Raw genomic sequence first — 18,279 nt, 5'->3', positions numbered from 1 at the left:
GAAATTAATCACATTCCCATTTAAAATTAGATATTTTTAAATCCATTGTTGTTCGAAACTCATAATGCCACCATTCTGTATAAATTGATCTAAAATTATGTTTTGAAAGTGTTTCCTTTAGTAATTTTCTGTTTTGAAGTACTTCTTCCGAATGATTTAAATAACTATGATGTGCTTCTTTTCCAAAAAAATCGAATTTTGTTCCCATATCTAATTCATTTCCATGTTCATCTACCAAAGTTATGTCTACAGCTGTTCCTCTATTGTGTTTAGAACCTCTTTTGGGGTTTGCAACATAGTTGGTGTGTGGTAATATTTCCCACATTTTTTTTTGAATATCTAATGGTCGATAACAATCGAAAAGTTTAATTCGATATCCTTTTTCGATAAACTCTTTATTGGCTTCAATTAATGCTAACACAGTGTTTTTTAATAAATAACAATCGGAACAATCATATACTTTCTGATTTAGAAAATTATCGGTTGTTGCATATTTCATGTCTAGAATAAAATCGGAACTATAGTTTTTAATATTAACAAAAGAAGTATCGCTTACTATTATTTCAGGTACTATAACCTCTTCTTTTTCAATTATAATAGGCTTACTAATTGTATCTTTTTCTTTTTTTATTGTTCTAGTATTCTCTTTAGTATCTACTTCTTTTTTACAAGATAAGAATAGAAATATAGGTACTATTAGTAATAGTTTTTTCATTTTTTTACTGTTCAATTTTTCTTATTCGAAATCTTCATATTTAAAGTTTCGTTTCATAAAATTTAAAGCTACTTCTACAATTTCTCCCATGGAATTTGCTTTTTTAAAGTCTAAATCTAAGGTAAACTCATAGATTTCCTCTTGCAGTTGAACAATATGTTCTATAGGAGCTAATTTTGATGATTTCATAGCTTCTAAAAGATCAAGTAATCGTGTTTCGGAGTCTAGTAGTCGCTTTACTAAAATGGAACGTTCTTCGTTTTGATATTGTTCAATTGCATCTTTATTTAATTTATCGCGTACTAATCTATTAAAAGGGTAATTTTCTTTAAATAAATGTGGTTTGTACAATCTAAAACTTCCTTCGTAGCATTGCTGGTCAAAATCTATAGCTCTTATTTTAAAAACTATTTGGTCAAAATCATAAATTGGTACAATTACAAAGTTATAGGAACGCATATCTCCTAATAATCCAATCATACAACGTTCATTAAACTTTACAAATTCTTTGGCTATTTGTGCTTTTTCATGTTCATTACATTTTTTTAAATTTTTTTCTAAAAAAACATCTCCTGGGATTCCTAAAATATGCTCTTCGATTAAAGTATCTCCAAAAACTAAAAAATTAATCCTATTTGGTGATAAAATATGCTCCAGTTCTAAACCAAAAACACGCGAAGCGTCGGCTTTTTTTATGTAAAAATGAGTGTAATTATCATTTAAAATATTTCTGATTTTAATACGAAATGGTTGCGAATTTCCAAAGGTGCAAAAGTCGATATAATCAACATTTAAAAATTGAATATTTTTTATATCACCATCAGAATGTAAAAGTGTATATATCTTTTTAAGACTATTGTCTATCTCTTCTTTTTCAAATCCGTTATAATAAACCCTTACCCAAAGTGTGTCTTTATCTTCTTTGTCAAATACAGAAATTGAACCTTGAAATCGTAACAAGTCATCATAAAAAATATTTATACGTGTTAATCGCTTGTATTTTTCTAAATAACGTCTTAACTCACCATTTATAGGATAATTTAATTTTTTTAACTGTGGCTTATTTTCGCTCATGGAAATTTTTAATGTTATGCTGTAAATTTAACGAATAAAGCTGTTCCAAAAAATGAAACAGCTTTATAAATATGAAAAATAGTCTTTTATTGAAGCTGAATTACACAATCATCTTGTTCTATCATTGATTTTTCTTTCAGTACTACTCTTGCTACTGTTCCATATTTTGGAGCGCAAATTGTAGTTTCCATTTTCATGGCTTCAATTATAAATAAAGGTGTGTCTTTCTCTATTTTTTCACCTTCTGTAACCAAAATTTTAAGCAAACTTCCTTGTAATGGTGCGCCAATATCATTTGGTCCGTTTACTTTAGCGTTTGTGACCTTTATTGACTGTATCGCTTTATCTTTTACTAAAACATTTCTAGTTTGTCCGTTTATTTGAAAAAATACTTCTCTAAATCCTTCTTCATTCGGTTCACCAACATATCTTAATTTTATGATGATGTTTTTACCTAAATCTAGGTTCACAATAATCTCTTCGTTTAGTACTAAAGGATAATAAAAACTTGGTGTTGGTAATTTTTCTACTCTACCAAAATACTTTCTAAAATTATAGAAATCTTCAAATACCTTTGGAAACATTATGTAAGACAATAAATCTTCTGTCGTTAATTTATCATCAAATTTTTGATGTAATTCTTTTAGTTGAACTTCAAAATCTATAGGTTTTAAGTGTGCGTTTGGTTTCTCAGTATACGGTTGTTCCTTTTTTAATACTAGTTTTTGTAATTCTTTTGGGAAACCTCCATACGGCTGACCTAAATCGCCTCGGAAAAGTTGTTTTACCGATTCAGGAAAAGCCAATGTGTCTCCTTTTTCTATAACTTCTTGCGCTGTTAAATTATTAGAAGTCATGAACAAAGCCATATCACCTACTACTTTTGAAGACGGCGTTACTTTTACAATATCACCAAATAAATGATTGACAATTTTATAGTTTTCTTTAATTGTTTCAAACTTATCTTCAAGACCTAAACCACGTGCTTGTGGTAATAAATTAGAATATTGTCCGCCTGGAATTTCATGGTCATAGACCTCAGCAGTTCCTGCTTTTAATTCACTTTCAAACGGATAATAATATTCTCTAACGACTTCAAAATAGTTTGAATATTCGTTTAATTTTTTAAGATTGATAGGATTTTCTCTTTCCGAACCTTTTAAAGTTGCTACTAACGAATTAAAATTAGGCTGCGATGTTAATCCGCTCATAGATGCCAATGCAACATCTACAACATCTACACCTGCTTCAATTGCTTTTAAATAAGTTGTAGACTGAATCGAAGAAGTATCATGTGTATGCAAGTGAATTGGTATAGAAATATGTTTCTTCAACTCGGTTATTAACACTTGAGCAGCATACGGCTTTAATAAACCAGCCATATCTTTAATTGCCAACATGTGTGCTCCAGCAGCTTCTAATTCTTTCGCTAAATTAACATAGTACTCTAAATTAAATTTTTGTCTGTCTGGATTTAAAATATCACCTGTATAACAAATACAAGCTTCGGCAATGGCATTGGTTTTTTCGTTCACAACCTTTATACTGTGCTTCATTCCTTCAATCCAGTTTAGAGAATCGAAAATTCTAAACACATCGATACCATTTTCGGCACTTTTTATAATAAACTGCTCTAAAACATTGTCTGGGTAAGCCGAATAACCAACTGCATTACTTCCTCTAAATAACATTTGAAGTAAAACATTTGGCGCTGCTTTTCTAATTATTCGCAAACGCTCCCATGGATCTTCGTGTAAAAAACGCATCGTAACATCAAAAGTAGCGCCACCCCAAACTTCTAATGAAAAAAGTTGTGGGAAATTTTTAGCCATTCCTTCGGTTACTTTTAAAATATCGTGGTTACGCAATCTTGTTGCAAAAAGCGATTGATGTGCATCCCGTAAAGTAGTATCGGTATAGAAAATTTTAGTCTCATTTTTAATGTATTGGATAAATTGATCTCTACCCATTTCATTTAATAAGTCTTTTGTTCCTTTTGGATATTCGGTTTCTAAAACTTCAGGAACTAATGGTTTTCTAAATACTTTATCAGTATCTACTTTTTTAATATCTGGATGACCGTTTACTTTAACCTCCGCTAAATATTTAATTAATTTGGTTGCTCTATCTTTCGAATATTCGTAACGTGGAACTAATAAATGTGGGTTTTCTGGAATGAAATTAACAGTAGCTTCTCCACTTCTAAATGTCTCGTTAGACATTACATTGGTTAAAAATGGAATATTGGTTTTAACACCTCTAATTCTAAATTCTTCTAATGTTCTTCTTAATCTATCGGATGCTCCTTTTAATGTTCTTCCACTTGACGAAACTTTAACCAACATAGAATCGAAAAAAGGAGAAATAGTAACTCCCGAATAGCAACTTCCTTCGTCTAAACGAATGCCGTAACCAGCAGCATTTCTATACGCAATTATGGTTCCGTAATCGGGTTTAAAGTCGTTTTCTGAATCTTCTGTTGTAATTCTACATTGAATGGCCCAACCTTTACAAGGAATATCTTCTTGACCGTGAATAAATATTTGATTATGAGATAACGGATGACCCGCAGCAATAATTATTTGCGAACGAACGATATCTATTCCTGTAATTTCTTCAGTGATTGTATGTTCAACTTGAATTCTTGGGTTTACTTCTATAAAGTAAATATTTTCTTCTTTATCTACTAAAAACTCAACGGTTCCAGCATTATTATAATGTACATATTTTGCAATTTTAATAGCATAATCGTATAATTTTTGCTTGGTTTCGGGCTTTAAAATAGAAGGAGCAATTTCTATTACTTTTTGAAAACGTCTTTGAACCGAACAATCTCTTTCATATAAATGCACTACGTTTCCGTAGTTATCTCCTAATATTTGTACTTCAATATGTTTTGGATTGTCGATGAATTTTTCAATAAAAACGGTATCGTCTCCAAATGATTTTAAAGCTTCACTTTTTGCATTTACAAAAGCTGTTTTTATTTCTTCTGCACTTCTAACAACACGCATTCCTCTTCCACCACCACCAGCTGCAGCTTTTAACATTACTGGAAAACCAATTACTTTAGCTTCTGACAAAGCATCTTCAACGGTTTCTAAATTTATCTTTGAATCTTGAATAAGCGGAACTCCAACAGCTCTAGCTACTTTTTTTGCTTCTACTTTGTCTCCCAATTGTAGCATTGCTTCTATTTTTGGACCCACAAAAATGATTCCTTCTTCAGAACATCTTTTAGCAAAAGTTACGTTTTCAGATAAAAAGCCATAACCAGGATGAATAGCATCGACTTGATTTTCTTTAGCAACTTTAATAATTACTTCTATATCTAAATAAGGTTTGATAGATTCAGTATCGTCACCAATTTGAAAACTTTGGTCGGCTTTGTAACGATGTAAGGAATAACGGTCTTCAAAAGTATAAACCGCGACCGTTTGAATTCTTAATTCAGTTGCTGCTCGAAATACACGAATAGCAATTTCACCACGATTAGCCACTAAAAGCTTCGTAATTGTTGTAATTTTCATAATGTATGTTGTGTTGTTGTAGTTCTTAGAACGTAAATGTATAAAAATTTATTATGCATGCATAATAAATTTTTATACATTTACGTTTAATTCACTTCTTTTTACATTTTAGAGAAAATTATAACGTTTTAAAAATCAATCTTGAACAATATAATCTTTAGGATCTTCTCTTTTAAATTCAGGTTGAATATTTGTATGATTAATTTCGAATTTTACAAGTAGTAAATCTTCTATTTCTTGAAGTAAATTATTGAATTCACTCATTTTTATATCTTCTGAACAATCTAAATGTGCTTCTAAATGTAATTCTTCTTCATTTAAATGCCAAACATGAATATGATGTAATTTATTTACACCTTTAATTTTATGTACTTCCTTTATTATTTCTTTAATATTTATAGCATCTGGTGTAAAAAGCATTAAAATTTTTGTAGCTTTTTTGAGTAAATCAAAACCAACAACTATTAGGTAAATTGCTATTAATAATGTCATTACACTATCAATCCAATAAATTTCATAGAAAAGCATTAATAAACCACCAACTAACACAGCTACAGAAGCCATCATATCTGTTAATAAATGTAAATAGGCCGATTTCATGTTTAAATTCTTATCGGCATCATTTTTAAGTAGTAATACAGAAAAACCATTAACTACAATCCCTAATAATGCTAACCAAATAACTAATTTTGATTCTATTGCTTGTGGATTAAAAAAACGTTCTATTGCTCCATAAATTAAAATAAACGCTACAATTATTAATGTTGCTGCGTTAACAAAAGCGGCTAAAATTTCAGCTCTTTTTAATCCAAATGTTTGATTTAATGATGCTTTTCGTCTAGATAGTTTATGGGCTACAAAACTAAAAACTAAAGATAAAACGTCAGAAAAATTATGAAGTGCATCTGAAATTAATGCCAAACTACCTGAAACTATTCCTCCTATAAGCTGGGCTAAAGTAATAACCACGTTCAATATTATAGAAAAAAGTAAATTTTTTCCTTGTACTTCATGACTATGATTGTGGTTATGAGACATTAATGTAAAAATATGGTATTAATAGAATATGTAAAATGAAATAAAGTAATGGTATATAAAAAAAAACGTCTTTTTTTTCTTTTTTTATAAAACTAATTATTAAAAAAAATAAAGAAGCAACTTCAAAAATTATTGCTAAAAAACTTAAAGAAGTTAACAACCAATCCGCATCATTATTAAATAGATTAGTAAAATTAGCTGTTTTATAAATTAAAACAATTTCTGAAATAAAACTATAAATAAAAAATCTAAATGACCAATTTTTATATACCATCAACTTATTATTTACAAGCAATTTTATTTACTCTATTTGCGTGTCTTCCACCTTCAAATGCTGTTGTTAAAAAAACATCTACCATTTGAATCGCTTGTTCAATAGAAGTATAACGAGCAGGAATGCTTAAAATATTGGCATCATTATGTAAACGTGCTAATTCTGCAATTTCTTTTGTCCAACAAAGTGCTGCTCTAATATCTTGGTGTTTATTAACTGTCATTGCAATTCCATTTCCAGAACCACAAATTACAATACCAAAATTTGCTTTTTTACTTTCTACATCATACGCTACAGCATGTCCAAAATCTGGATAATCTACACTATCAAATGTATCTGTTCCGTGGTTAAAAATAGTATGCCCTTGTTTTTCTAAAAATGCTATAATAGCTTTTTTGTAATCTGGACCTGCATGGTCGTTACCTATCGAAATAATCATAATATATTGTTGTGTTGTTATTTTTACAAAAATACAAATAGGATTTCATTTTTAAATAATAAACTACAGTTATGTTTATCTCTTATTATTTTTTAAAAAGCATTACTATCTAATATTAATAACTTCAAAATAGTATCAATTTATTGGTTATATAGTTATTAGAGTCAATTGTTAATAACTGTTAATTAATTGTTTTACATATAGTTATAATGATATTCTTTAATTTTTTGGTTTATTTTAAAATAAATAAGAATTTATAATGAGTTCAAAAAAAGCTTAGTTTTTAATCCGTTTTACAACTTTGTTAATAACGTTTTACAATAGACTGATAATCAAGTAACATTAAATTAACATAAATTGTTAATAAGTAAAAATAGAAAAAGATAGATTTTTTGAGAACCTAAGCTTTTTTTTATAAGCAAAAATTAGATTGAATAAATGACTAATAGTTTTTAGAATTTATTCTAAAGTTATGAGTACTTATTAATAGGTTATCAACATAAAACTAGTAGTCGAGTTATTTACAAAATCATAGTAAAACCATAAATTAACAATTGTTAATAAGTAAAAACTAAAATCATTCTTCAAGTTAAAAATCAGTATTTTACATTAAAATAACATTGTTGATAGAATTGTATAACTATCTAAAACTTTAAAAAAAGACTAAAATCAATAATTTTATACCCCTTATTAACAAGCTATAATACCCATCAATTTTTTTAAAATTAATTAAATCTTTTTTATTTGTATTTAATATATGTTGAAAACTTTCAACTTTTAGAAATTAAACAATTTTTAAATGATTGTCATTTTTGAAACTATCTAAGATTTGTTTTACTCTTTCTAAATCGTTAGAATGTACCTTTAATTTAATTCCTCCGTAGGCTATAGAAGCAAAAGGATCGATTGAAACCAAAGTTTCATTTTCAAAAATAAATTTAATTCCTTCTTGTTCAAGAAGATTCTTAATTATGAAGGTTTCATGTTGATAATTAAAAATTGCTACAGTGATATATTCTTTCATTGGAAAATTATTTATATAAAGATAGTTATTGTTAGAATTATATTAAAACTTATAATTTTAAGTTATAACTTATAACTATTTCGTAACTTTCACCATTAATTGAAAAAGATACAATGAATAAGAAACCAAAAAAATTTGGTAAAAAGAGTAAAGATTTTACCGCACAAATATTTAAAATATTATCTAAAGATCCTGCTAAAAGCTATAACTATAAACAAATTGCTGGATTATTAGAATTGAAAGATACTAAAAGTAGAAATGAAATAATTAGAGATCTTAAATTACTTAAGGCTCAAGATAAAATTCATGAAACTGAAATAGGAAAATATCAAGTAATATCTAAATCAGAATATTATGAAGGATATTTAGATATGAATTCTAGAAAATCTGGTTATTTTGTTTGTGATGAATTAGAAGATGATGTCTATGTACCAAAACAAAATTTAAATCATGCTCTAGATAAAGATAAAGTTAGAGTATATGTTTATAACAGAAGAAGTTCTAGAAAGCCAGAAGCAGAAGTTTTAGAAATATTAGAAAGAGCAAAAACTGAGTTTGTTGGTGTAATAGATATTCAAAAGAATTTTGCTTTTGTTACCACTACAAATGCTAAAATGTATACTGATATTTTTATTCCAAAAAATAAATTAGGTGATGCTCAAAATGGTGATGTTGTTTTAGTTACAATGGAAGATTGGCCTAAAAAAGCAGATTCACCTTTTGGAAAAGTAATAAAAGTACTTGGGAAACCAGGAGAACATAATACCGAAATTCATGCAATTTTGGCAGAATATGGTTTGCCTTACGATTTCCCTGTAGAAGTTGAAACCTATGCTAATAAAATAGATACTTCTATAACAGCAGAAGAGATTGCAAAACGTAGAGACATGAGAGATGTACTTACATTTACAATTGATCCAAAAGATGCAAAAGATTTTGATGATGCACTTTCTTTTCAAGTTTTAGAAAATGGAAATTATGAAATTGGTATTCATATTGCCGATGTTTCTCATTATTTACAAGAAGGAACAATCTTAGATGATGAAGCTTATAGCAGAGCAACATCTGTTTATTTAGTCGATAGAGTGGTTCCTATGCTTCCAGAGGTACTTTCTAACTTCGCCTGTTCACTACGTCCACATGAGGAAAAATATACCTTCTCAGCCGTTTTTCAGTTAAATAATAAAGCAGAAGTTTTAGATTCATGGTTTGGAAGAACAGTAACCTATTCAGATCAACGTTTTGCCTATGAAGAAGCACAAAGTATTATAGAATCTAAATCAGATACTATTCCAGCTGAAGTTTCTTTAACTGGTGCAGCCTATAAAGCACCACAAGCTATAGTTGAAGCTACTTTAAAGTTAGACGAATTAGCTAAAATTCTTAGAAGAAAAAGAATGGCTTCTGGAGCAATTTCTTTCGATAAGGTTGAAGTAAAATTCAATTTAAATGAAGCAGCAGAACCAATAGGAGTTTACTTTAAACAAAGTAAAGATGCTAATCATTTAATTGAAGAATTCATGCTTTTAGCTAATAGAAAAGTTGCAGAATTTATAGGGAAACAGAAAAAAACATTTGTGTATCGAATTCACGATGAACCAAATGAAGATAAATTATTTAATCTTCAAGCTTTGATTTCTAAGTTTGGATATAAATTAGATTTACGTAACAAAAAAGATATTTCTAAGTCTTTAAACCAATTAATGCAAGATGTTAATGGTAAAAAAGAACAAAATCTTGTTGATACATTAGCGATTAGAACGATGAGTAAAGCTGTATATTCTACAGAGAATATTGGTCATTATGGTTTAGCTTTCGATTATTATAGTCATTTTACTTCTCCAATTCGTCGATATCCTGATGTTATGGCACACCGTTTGTTACAACATTACATAGATGGAGGAAAAAGTGCTAATGAAGAAGATTTTGAAGTTAAATGTAGACATTCATCAGATATGGAACATTTAGCTGCACAAGCTGAAAGAGATTCAATCAAATACATGCAGGTTAAATACATGCAAGACCATAAAGATGAGGAGTTTTTAGGAGTAATTTCTGGAGTAACCGAATGGGGAATCTATGTTGAAATTATTGAAAACAAATGCGAAGGAATGTGTCGTATTAGAGAGATTAAAGACGATTATTACACTTTCGACGATAAACAATATGCCTTAGTAGGAGAAGTTACAAAGAATATTCTTCAATTAGGAGATGAAGTCTATGTTAAAGTTAAAAATGCAGATTTAGTTAAAAAACAACTAGACTTCAATTATTTAAGAAAAAATGAATAAATAATAATCTTGATATCGTTTTATATGATTCCTGATTATTAAAACGATATTAGTTAAGATTATTAATAAATAAAATTTTTACATATATGAAGAAAATAGTTTATAGTTTACTTTTAATCAGTTCAGTAGCTTTTTCACAAATAGAAAAAACGGTAGGAGACTTTTATAAAGTAACTGCTTTTGATAAAATAGATGTATATCTAATACAATCTGATGAGAATAAAGTTATTTTAAAAGGTGATAAATCTGAAGATGTTGAATTAGTGAATAAGAATGGAGAACTAAAAATTAAAATGAATTTTAGTAATCTAATGAAAGGCGATAATATTTCTGCAACAGTTTATTATAAAAAAATAGAAGCTGTTGAAGCAAATGAAGGCTCTAGAGTAGCATCGAATGAGATTTTTAAAGCCATAAATTTTAGTATTATAGCGAAAGAATCATCGAATATAAAATTAAGATTAGATGTTGATAGATTAACAACAAAATTGACTCAAGGAAGTATTTTAGAATTAGATGGAAAAGTAGAATATGCAGATATTTTAGTTAATTCTGGAGGAAAATATGAAGCACAAAGATTAGTTACCAAACAAACAGTTATAACTGCTAACACAGGAGGAAAAGCAGATGTAAATGCCACTGATTTTGTTAATGCTAAAGTTAGAGCTGGTGGTAGTGTTTTAATTTATGGAAAACCAAAGCAGATAGATCAAAAGATTGTTGCTGGTGGTTCTATTGAACAAGCGAAGTAGTTTTTTTTTGTTAACTTCGTATTACTAATATTAATTTATTGCTTATTCTATGTGGCAAGATTTATTAACTGCAATCCCTTGGGGATTGCTTTTAGCTTTTTCTATAGGTCCTGGTTTTTTTGTTTTATTGGAAACAAGTATTGTTAAAGGTTTTCGAGCAGCTTTTACCTTAGACTTAGGAATTGTGTTTGCTGATATTATCTTTATACTTATTGCTTATTTTAGCACAAATCAGCTTCTTGAACAAGTAAAAGATAATCCATTTTTATTTATAATTGGTGGGTCTATTATGCTTGTTTATGGTATAGTTTCTTTCATATTATTAAAAAGAAATTTTAAAAAACAACAACAAGATATTATAGATGAAGATAATATTCAAAAGAATAATTATTTTGCACTTTTCTTTAAAGGCTTTCTTTTAAACTTTATAAATATTGGTGTTTTAGGTTTTTGGTTAATGGTAATTATTAATTATGGACCTCAAATGGAAATGAATACACAAAGAATTTTTATTTTCTTTACTGCAATTCTGGTTTTTTATTTAATTTTTGATATTGCTAAAATACTATTAGCTAAACAATTAAAACATAAGTTGACACCTTTGAATATTTATAAAATTAAAAGAGTTATTAGTATAATTATTTTAATTTTTGGTTTCTTTTTTGTGTTACAAGGTTTCTTTCCAAAGGAAAAAGATAAACTTCAAGAAGTTATAGAAAATTTTAAAAGTTAAAAAAGGATGTATAAATTTTTATACATCCTTTTTTTTTTGATGTTAATGAAGCTATTTTTAACTTTTATCGTCCTCTTTTCTAAAATTTAAACATAAAAAAAGAGCTACTATTTCTAGTAACTCTTTTGAGGCATCGTCCGGATTCGAACCGGAGTAGACGGTTTTGCAGACCGGTGCCTAGCCGCTCGGCCACGACGCCTTATGATTGGATTGCAAATATATAAATATATTTTAAAAAATCTAGTGTGTTGCACATTTTTTGTAGTACAATTTTTTAATTTCTATATTCTTCCATTTCAATTGTAACCGAAGCAACATCACCACCAATAGGTGGATTCAGCTTAGAAACCGCTAATTTAATTCGAGATACTTGAGCTAATTCATTGAAAATGCGTACAATAATCCTATGTGCTACATGTTCTAAAAGCTTTGCTCTAATTGACATTTCTTCTACAACTATTTTATTTAATTCTACATAATCAATAGTGTCATTTAATTCATCTGTTAGTGCAGATTTCCTTAAATCTGTCTTTATTTCTAAATCTACAGTATAATCGCTACCAATTTTTCCTTCTTCAACTAAACAGCCATGATATGAAAATGTGCGTATTTTATTCAATTTGATTATTCCCATGTTTACAGTTTACAGTTTAGAGCATACAAGTCTTATTTAAACTTATAAACATTCTAAACTAATTCTTATCTTTGTCAAAATTAATAATTCTTATGTCAACTGAAGAAAAATCATTAAATTTTATTGAACAAATCATTGAGGAAGATTTAAAAAATGGCTTGTCAAAAGATAAATTACGTTTCCGTTTTCCACCAGAGCCTAATGGATATCTGCATTTAGGTCATGCTAGTGCAATTTGTTTAAATTTTGGTTTAGGTAATGATTATAACGCACCAGTAAACCTTCGTTTTGATGATACAAATCCTTCTAAAGAAGAGCAAGAATATGTAGATGCTATAAAGAAAGATGTTGAATGGTTAGGTTTTAAATGGGATAAAGAGTGTTATGCATCCGATTATTTCCAACAATTATACGATTGGGCTGTTATTCTTATCCAGAAAGGTAAAGCTTATGTAGATAGTCAATCTTCTGAAGAAATGGCGATACAAAAAGGAACTCCTACTCAGAATGGTATAGACTCTCCATATAGAAATCGTTCAATAGAAGAGAATTTAGAGCTATTTGAGCGCATGAAAAATGGTGAATTCGAAAAAGGAACTCATGTTCTACGTGCTAAAATATCTATGAATGCTAATAATATGCTAATGCGAGATCCTATTATCTATAGAATCATGCATGCTCATCATCATAGAACTGCTAATGATTGGTGTATTTACCCTATGTATGACTGGGCTCATGGTGAAAGTGATTATTTAGAACAAGTTTCTCATTCTTTCTGTACACTTGAGTTTTTACCTCATAGAGAGTTATATGATTGGTTTTTAAATCAAATTTATGACGATTCAAAAGTACGTCCTAAACAACGTGAATTTGCTCGTAGAAATCTATCTCATACTGTTGTTTCTAAAAGAAAATTATTGCAATTAGTTGAAGAAAAGCATGTTACAGGATGGGATGATCCTAGAATGAGTACTATTTCTGGTATGCGAAGAAGAGGTATTACTGCTACTTCAATTCGTAATTTTGCAAACACAATTGGTATTGCAAAACGTGAAAATTTAATTGATGTTTCTTTATTAGATTTTTGTATAAGAGAAGATTTAAACAAAGTTGCTCCTCGTGTTATGGCTGTTTTGAATCCAATTAAATTAGTTATTACTAATTATCCAGAAGGTCAAGAGGAATGGTTAGAAGCAGAAAATAATCCTGAAGATGAAGTAATGACATATCGTCAATTACCTTTTTCTAAGGAATTATATATTGAGAGAGAAGATTTTCAAGAAGAAGCACATAAGAAATTTTTCAGGCTAACATTAGGTACAGAAGTACGTTTAAAAAATGCTTATATTATTAAAGGAGAGTCTGTTATAAAAGATTCAGAAGGTAATATTACAGAAGTGCATTGTACGTATGATGTAGATTCTAAGTCTGGAAGTGGTTCTGAGGCTAGTAAAAGAAAAGTTAAAGGAACTATTCATTGGGTTTCTACGAAACATGCTGTAGCTGCTGAAGTTAGAGTATATGACAGATTATTTACACATGAAAACCCAGATGGTAATAAAGAAGTAGATTTTAAAGAATATATTAACCCAAATTCTTTAGAAATTATTACAGGTTATGTTGAACCTAGTTTAACAACTGCAAAAGAATTAGATCATTTTCAATTTCAACGTTTAGGATATTTTTGTGTTGATAAAGATTCAACTTCAGAAAAATTAGTTTTTAACAAAACTGTTGGCTTGAGAGATACTTGGGCAAAAATTGAGTCAAAATAAAAAATAATAGATATTTATTATAAAAGCACTGAATTTTCAGTGCTTTTTTTATTATTAATATTAACTATTTTTAAATTATTTTTAATCATTTTTATTTATTAAAAACAAACTTCATATATTTAATTTAATCCATTTTTTAAATATGATAATATACTTTTATTATTATATTTTTTAAATACCTTAAATCGCTTTAAAATAGATTTTTTGTTTTTTATTCAACTTTTTATTATATAATAGAATTTATCTATAAATTTAATTTATTATTATTTAATTATTTATTATATATATTATCTATTTTATTTTAATCTATATAGTTTTTTATTATTAATTTTCACTTCTATATAGTACTTGTAATGAAACTTTAATTTTTAATAATATGATACTTTATTTTATAAATTATAGTAGCTTAAATCTCTTTAAAATAGTTTTTCTCCTTGTTTTTTGTTTTAATTAATTTTGTTGATATTATAAATATATTTAATAAAAAATATTTATAATAAAACGATTAAATAAATGCTTTTTAATTAATTAAAATATATGAGTAATATGAATTCACTACTATCGTATTAATGTTTCTTTAAATAGCTTTATTTTAATTTTACTTCTTTTTTTACATAAAAAAAACCACCAATTTAGAATTGATGGTTAAAATTAACTTTTTTAAAATATATTTCTATTCGTCGTTTTTATTTTCTTCTATTCCACCGAAAATATCTTTCTTTCCAGTTTCAACTCTTTTATTACTATTTGCTTTTTTCATTGCTTCACCAACTTGGTTACTTGCTGTAAAACTTGCAACCATATTATTTAACATTTCACTTCCTGCTTGTGGTGAATTTGGTAATAAAATTAAATTACTATTTGCATCTGCACCAATAGCTTGTAATGTATCATAATGTTGAGTTACTACAATTAAAGCTGATGCTTCTTGTGAATTTATCCCAACTCTATTCAATACATCTACAGATTCTACTAATCCTCTTGCAATTTCTCTACGTTGGTCTGCAATACCTTGACCTTGTAATCTTTTGCTTTCAGCTTCAGCTTTTGCTTTTGCAACAATTCTAATTCTTCCAGCTTCAGCTTCATATTCCGCTGCAGTCTTTTCTCTATCAGCTGCATTAATTCTATTCATTGCATTTTTTACTTGAATATCTGGATCGATATCTGTAATTAATGTATTGATAATGTCATATCCATAAGCTGACATTGCTTCATTCAATTCTCTTTTTACTGCAATTGCAATATCATCTTTTCTTTCGAAAACATCATCCAATTTTAATTTTGGAACTTCTGCACGAACAACATCAAATACATATGATGTAATTTGATCATGTGGATATTCTAGTTTATAAAAAGCTTCATATACTTTTTCTTGTAATACTTTAAATTGCACAGAAACTTTTAGTTTCACGAATACGTTATCTTTTGTTTTAGTTTCAATGATAACATCTAATTGTTGAATTTTTAAATTTACTTTTCCAGCTATTCTATCTACAACAGGAACTTTAAGTTGTAGACCCGATGTGCGTGTACTTGCATATTTTCCAAATCGCTCAATAACAGCAGCAGTTTGTTGTTTTACAGTAAAAAAAGAACTTAAGAAAATAAATAATCCTAGTACAAGGAGTACTATTACAAATGGACTCATAATGTTGATTTAATTGGTTTATAGTTATTATACGCTTTTTATCGTAAAAAGTTACAAAATAAAATTATTAAACCTATTTTTGGATTTATTAAATATAATAAGTGATACTATTTATGGTCACTAAAAAATTAATTTTACATATATGAAAAGAGTTATTTGTTTGTTTTCATTATTCTTAGCTTTTTCTGCTAATGCTCAATATGGGAACAGAGACAGTAATAGAATAGGAATTTCTGGTGGATTAACACAAATGAGTGTTTTTTCTGATCAGTTTAATGCTAAACCAGAATCTGGTTGGACAGGTGGTTTTTCTTTAAGAGGTAATTATTATAATGATTGGCAAATGGCTTTTGGAATGAATTTTACTGAAAGTAATTTTAGTTTAGCACCTTTATTTGGCACAAAAGATATTAATTATAAATTATCTGCGGTTCAAATATTTTTGACTGGAAGTTATATGATTATTGAAAATCATTTAACTTTTGAAATTGGTCCAGTTCTTCAAATTAATGGTAAACTTGCCATTGATAAAGAGGACGAATCGACTATATTAAAAGATAGTCCTTCAATCATAAATCCATTACTTGCTAAAGATATTGTTGATGTTACTAAGATTAATGGTAACCTTTATGCAGGAGTTACTGCTGGTATTAAAAATTTAAGATTACATGTTTCTTATCAATATGGAGTAAATAATTTTATGAACAATCTAAATAAAAGTGATGATTTAAAACTTTTAAATGGTGATAAGAAGTTTAAGGCCAATTATGGTATTCTAAGTGGAATGATTACTGTTTATCTTTAAAAAAAAGAAACCCAGCAATTTTGCTGGGTTTCTTTTTTTTATAATGTTGCTATTGCTTTCTCTATTCTTCTTACTGTTTCTTCTTTCCCTATCATTTCAATAATATCAAACAAATGTGGGCCTTTTAAAGCGCCTACAAGGCTTAAACGAAGTGGTTGCATCACTTTACCCATTCCTATTTCATTTTGAGTCATCCATTCTTTTAAAAGCGTTTCTATGTTTAATGATGTAAAATTTGAAATAGTATTTAGTTCAGTTATTACTTTTTGCATTAATTCTGGAGTATCGTCTTTCCAATTTTTATTTGCTTTAGCATCATATTCATTAGGTGCTACAAAAAAGTAATCGGATAAACCCCAAAGTTCTGTTACAAAATTGGCACGTTCTTTAACTAAACTAACAACTCTTGTAATATCTAATGTGGTTGTTACGTTCTTTTTATCTAACTCAATTTTGAATAAATTAGCTAAAGTTTCATCTTCTTTCTTTTGAAGATATTTATGATTAAACCATTTGTTTTTCTCTGGATCAAATTTTGCTCCTGCTTTATGAATTCTTCCTAAATCGAACTTTTCAATTAATTCTTCTAAAGAAAACAATTCTTGTTCAGTTCCGTCATTCCAACCTAATAAAGCTAAGAAGTTAACAACTGCTTCTGGAAAAAATCCATTTTCTCTATAACCCATAGATGTTCCTTCTGCTGTTTTCCACTCTAAAGGAAAAACTGGAAAGCCCATTTTATCTCCATCTCTTTTAGATAACTTTCCATTTCCTACTGGTTTTAATATTAATGGTAAATGTGCAAATTCTGGTGCTTCCCATTCAAAAGCTTTATATAATAAATAATGTAAAGGAACACTAGGTAACCATTCTTCTCCTCTAATAACATGAGAAGTTTCCATTAAATGATCATCAACAATATTTGCTAAATGATACGTTGGCATTCCATCACTTTTAAACAATACTTTATCATCTAAAAGATTGGTGTCAAATTTTACAGTACCACGTATTAAATCATTAATTTCTAATGTTTCATTCACTGGAGTTTTAAAACGTATCACATAATGTTCTCCAGTTGCAACTCTCTTTTCTATTTCTTCTTTTGATAATTTTAAAGAAGTATCTAAAGTTTCACGTATAGTGTGGTTATAGATAAATGTGTTTTTATTCGCTTCAGCTTCTTTTCTTAATTCATCTAATTTTTCACTAGAATCAAATGCATAATAAGCCCAACCAGAATTTATCAATTGTTCGGCATATTCTTTATACATTCCTTTTCGTTCACTTTGTCTATACGGTCCAAACTTTTCATTTTTTCCTATAGTTTCATCTGGTGAAATTCCTAACCATTCTAATGCTTCAAATATATAATCTTCTGCTTCTGCTACAAAACGAGTTTGGTCTGTATCTTCTATTCTAATGTAGAAAGTACCACCGTTTTTTTTAGCAAATAAATAATTAAACAATGCGGTTCTAACACCACCAATGTGTAATGGTCCTGTTGGACTTGGAGCAAATCGTACTCTAACTGGTCTTGACATCTT

General features: G+C 28.2%; 14 protein-coding genes and 1 tRNA gene. 5 read left to right on the top strand and 10 right to left on the bottom strand.

Features of this window, described 5'->3' with window-relative positions; genetic code table 11:
• Window positions 1–4: 4 nt before the first annotated feature.
• From L2Z92_RS06205 to L2Z92_RS06180, 6 genes are all read right to left on the bottom strand, one after another.
• Window positions 5–715, bottom strand: a complete 711-nt coding sequence (locus tag L2Z92_RS06205; protein WP_236457969.1) for a M15 family metallopeptidase — start codon at window positions 713–715, stop codon at window positions 5–7.
• Between the two features lie 21 nt (window positions 716–736).
• Window positions 737–1,789 carry a hypothetical protein gene (locus L2Z92_RS06200; protein ID WP_236457968.1) on the bottom strand — a complete coding sequence of 351 codons (1,053 nt, stop codon included), beginning with the start codon at window positions 1,787–1,789 and terminating at the stop codon, window positions 737–739.
• A gap of 86 nt (window positions 1,790–1,875) precedes the next feature.
• Complete coding sequence (locus L2Z92_RS06195; RefSeq protein WP_236457967.1) at window positions 1,876–5,319, bottom strand: pyruvate carboxylase; 3,444 nt, start codon at window positions 5,317–5,319, stop codon at window positions 1,876–1,878.
• A gap of 135 nt (window positions 5,320–5,454) precedes the next feature.
• A complete protein-coding gene (locus L2Z92_RS06190) occupies window positions 5,455–6,357 on the bottom strand; it encodes a cation diffusion facilitator family transporter (protein WP_236457966.1) in 903 nt (300 codons plus the stop codon).
• 281 nt (window positions 6,358–6,638) lie between these two features.
• Window positions 6,639–7,070 carry a ribose 5-phosphate isomerase B gene (gene rpiB, locus L2Z92_RS06185; protein ID WP_236457965.1) on the bottom strand — a complete coding sequence of 144 codons (432 nt, stop codon included), beginning with the start codon at window positions 7,068–7,070 and terminating at the stop codon, window positions 6,639–6,641.
• A 784-nt stretch (window positions 7,071–7,854) separates the two neighbouring features.
• Window positions 7,855–8,094 carry a putative signal transducing protein gene (locus L2Z92_RS06180; RefSeq protein ID WP_236457964.1) on the bottom strand — a complete coding sequence of 80 codons (240 nt, stop codon included), beginning with the start codon at window positions 8,092–8,094 and terminating at the stop codon, window positions 7,855–7,857.
• Window positions 8,095–8,207: 113 nt separating this feature from the next.
• Between L2Z92_RS06180 and rnr the strand changes: the two genes are divergently transcribed.
• From rnr to L2Z92_RS06165, 3 genes are all read left to right on the top strand, one after another.
• Window positions 8,208–10,385 (top strand): ribonuclease R, encoded by a 2,178-nt coding sequence (rnr, locus tag L2Z92_RS06175; RefSeq protein ID WP_236457963.1) that lies wholly within the window; start codon window positions 8,208–8,210, stop codon window positions 10,383–10,385.
• An 86-nt stretch (window positions 10,386–10,471) separates the two neighbouring features.
• A complete protein-coding gene (locus L2Z92_RS06170) occupies window positions 10,472–11,137 on the top strand; it encodes a head GIN domain-containing protein (RefSeq protein WP_236457962.1) in 666 nt (221 codons plus the stop codon).
• Window positions 11,138–11,186: 49 nt separating this feature from the next.
• Window positions 11,187–11,870: a LysE family translocator gene (locus tag L2Z92_RS06165; protein WP_236457961.1), complete on the top strand. Its 684-nt coding sequence runs from the start codon at window positions 11,187–11,189 to the stop codon at window positions 11,868–11,870.
• Window positions 11,871–11,998: 128 nt separating this feature from the next.
• On the opposite strand, the gene L2Z92_RS06160 is transcribed toward L2Z92_RS06165, so the two are convergent.
• Both L2Z92_RS06160 and folB read right to left on the bottom strand, forming a co-directional pair.
• Window positions 11,999–12,069, bottom strand: a tRNA-Cys gene (locus tag L2Z92_RS06160).
• Between the two features lie 75 nt (window positions 12,070–12,144).
• Window positions 12,145–12,504: a dihydroneopterin aldolase gene (gene folB, locus L2Z92_RS06155; RefSeq protein WP_236457960.1), complete on the bottom strand. Its 360-nt coding sequence runs from the start codon at window positions 12,502–12,504 to the stop codon at window positions 12,145–12,147.
• A gap of 92 nt (window positions 12,505–12,596) precedes the next feature.
• Between folB and L2Z92_RS06150 the strand changes: the two genes are divergently transcribed.
• Entirely contained in the window at window positions 12,597–14,279 is a 1,683-nt protein-coding gene (locus L2Z92_RS06150) for a glutamine--tRNA ligase/YqeY domain fusion protein (protein WP_236457959.1), read from the top strand.
• Between the two features lie 673 nt (window positions 14,280–14,952).
• Here L2Z92_RS06150 and L2Z92_RS06145 read toward each other — a convergent pair.
• Window positions 14,953–15,930, bottom strand: coding sequence for an SPFH domain-containing protein (locus L2Z92_RS06145; RefSeq protein WP_236457958.1), 978 nt, complete (start codon window positions 15,928–15,930; stop codon window positions 14,953–14,955).
• Window positions 15,931–16,072: 142 nt separating this feature from the next.
• Between L2Z92_RS06145 and L2Z92_RS06140 the strand changes: the two genes are divergently transcribed.
• Window positions 16,073–16,735, top strand: coding sequence for a PorT family protein (locus L2Z92_RS06140; protein ID WP_236457957.1), 663 nt, complete (start codon window positions 16,073–16,075; stop codon window positions 16,733–16,735).
• Between the two features lie 38 nt (window positions 16,736–16,773).
• Here L2Z92_RS06140 and gltX read toward each other — a convergent pair whose 3' ends face one another.
• Window positions 16,774–18,276, bottom strand: a complete 1,503-nt coding sequence (gene gltX, locus L2Z92_RS06135; protein WP_236457956.1) for a glutamate--tRNA ligase — start codon at window positions 18,274–18,276, stop codon at window positions 16,774–16,776.
• Window positions 18,277–18,279 lie beyond the last annotated feature (3 nt).

It is taken from the genome of Flavobacterium jumunjinense (assembly GCF_021650975.2).
In the GTDB taxonomy this organism is placed as follows: Bacteria; Bacteroidota; Bacteroidia; order Flavobacteriales; family Flavobacteriaceae; genus Flavobacterium; species Flavobacterium jumunjinense.
Note: the sequence above shows the minus strand (reverse complement) of the source record. Positions and strands in the feature narration are given on the sequence as shown.

Bases quoted from the DNA above. Each gene is read 5' to 3' on its own strand.
- L2Z92_RS06205 (WP_236457969.1), bottom strand. From the start codon at position 715: ATGAAAAAACTATTACTAATAGTACCTATATTTCTATTCTTATCTTGT.
- L2Z92_RS06200 (WP_236457968.1), bottom strand. From the start codon at position 1,789: ATGAGCGAAAATAAGCCACAGTTAAAAAAATTAAATTATCCTATAAAT.
- L2Z92_RS06195 (WP_236457967.1), bottom strand. From the start codon at position 5,319: ATGAAAATTACAACAATTACGAAGCTTTTAGTGGCTAATCGTGGTGAA.
- L2Z92_RS06190 (WP_236457966.1), bottom strand. From the start codon at position 6,357: ATGTCTCATAACCACAATCATAGTCATGAAGTACAAGGAAAAAATTTA.
- rpiB (WP_236457965.1), bottom strand. From the start codon at position 7,070: ATGATTATTTCGATAGGTAACGACCATGCAGGTCCAGATTACAAAAAA.
- L2Z92_RS06180 (WP_236457964.1), bottom strand. From the start codon at position 8,094: ATGAAAGAATATATCACTGTAGCAATTTTTAATTATCAACATGAAACC.
- rnr (WP_236457963.1), top strand. From the start codon at position 8,208: ATGAATAAGAAACCAAAAAAATTTGGTAAAAAGAGTAAAGATTTTACC.
- L2Z92_RS06170 (WP_236457962.1), top strand. From the start codon at position 10,472: ATGAAGAAAATAGTTTATAGTTTACTTTTAATCAGTTCAGTAGCTTTT.
- L2Z92_RS06165 (WP_236457961.1), top strand. From the start codon at position 11,187: ATGTGGCAAGATTTATTAACTGCAATCCCTTGGGGATTGCTTTTAGCT.
- folB (WP_236457960.1), bottom strand. From the start codon at position 12,504: ATGGGAATAATCAAATTGAATAAAATACGCACATTTTCATATCATGGC.
- L2Z92_RS06150 (WP_236457959.1), top strand. From the start codon at position 12,597: ATGTCAACTGAAGAAAAATCATTAAATTTTATTGAACAAATCATTGAG.
- L2Z92_RS06145 (WP_236457958.1), bottom strand. From the start codon at position 15,930: ATGAGTCCATTTGTAATAGTACTCCTTGTACTAGGATTATTTATTTTC.
- L2Z92_RS06140 (WP_236457957.1), top strand. From the start codon at position 16,073: ATGAAAAGAGTTATTTGTTTGTTTTCATTATTCTTAGCTTTTTCTGCT.
- gltX (WP_236457956.1), bottom strand. From the start codon at position 18,276: ATGTCAAGACCAGTTAGAGTACGATTTGCTCCAAGTCCAACAGGACCA.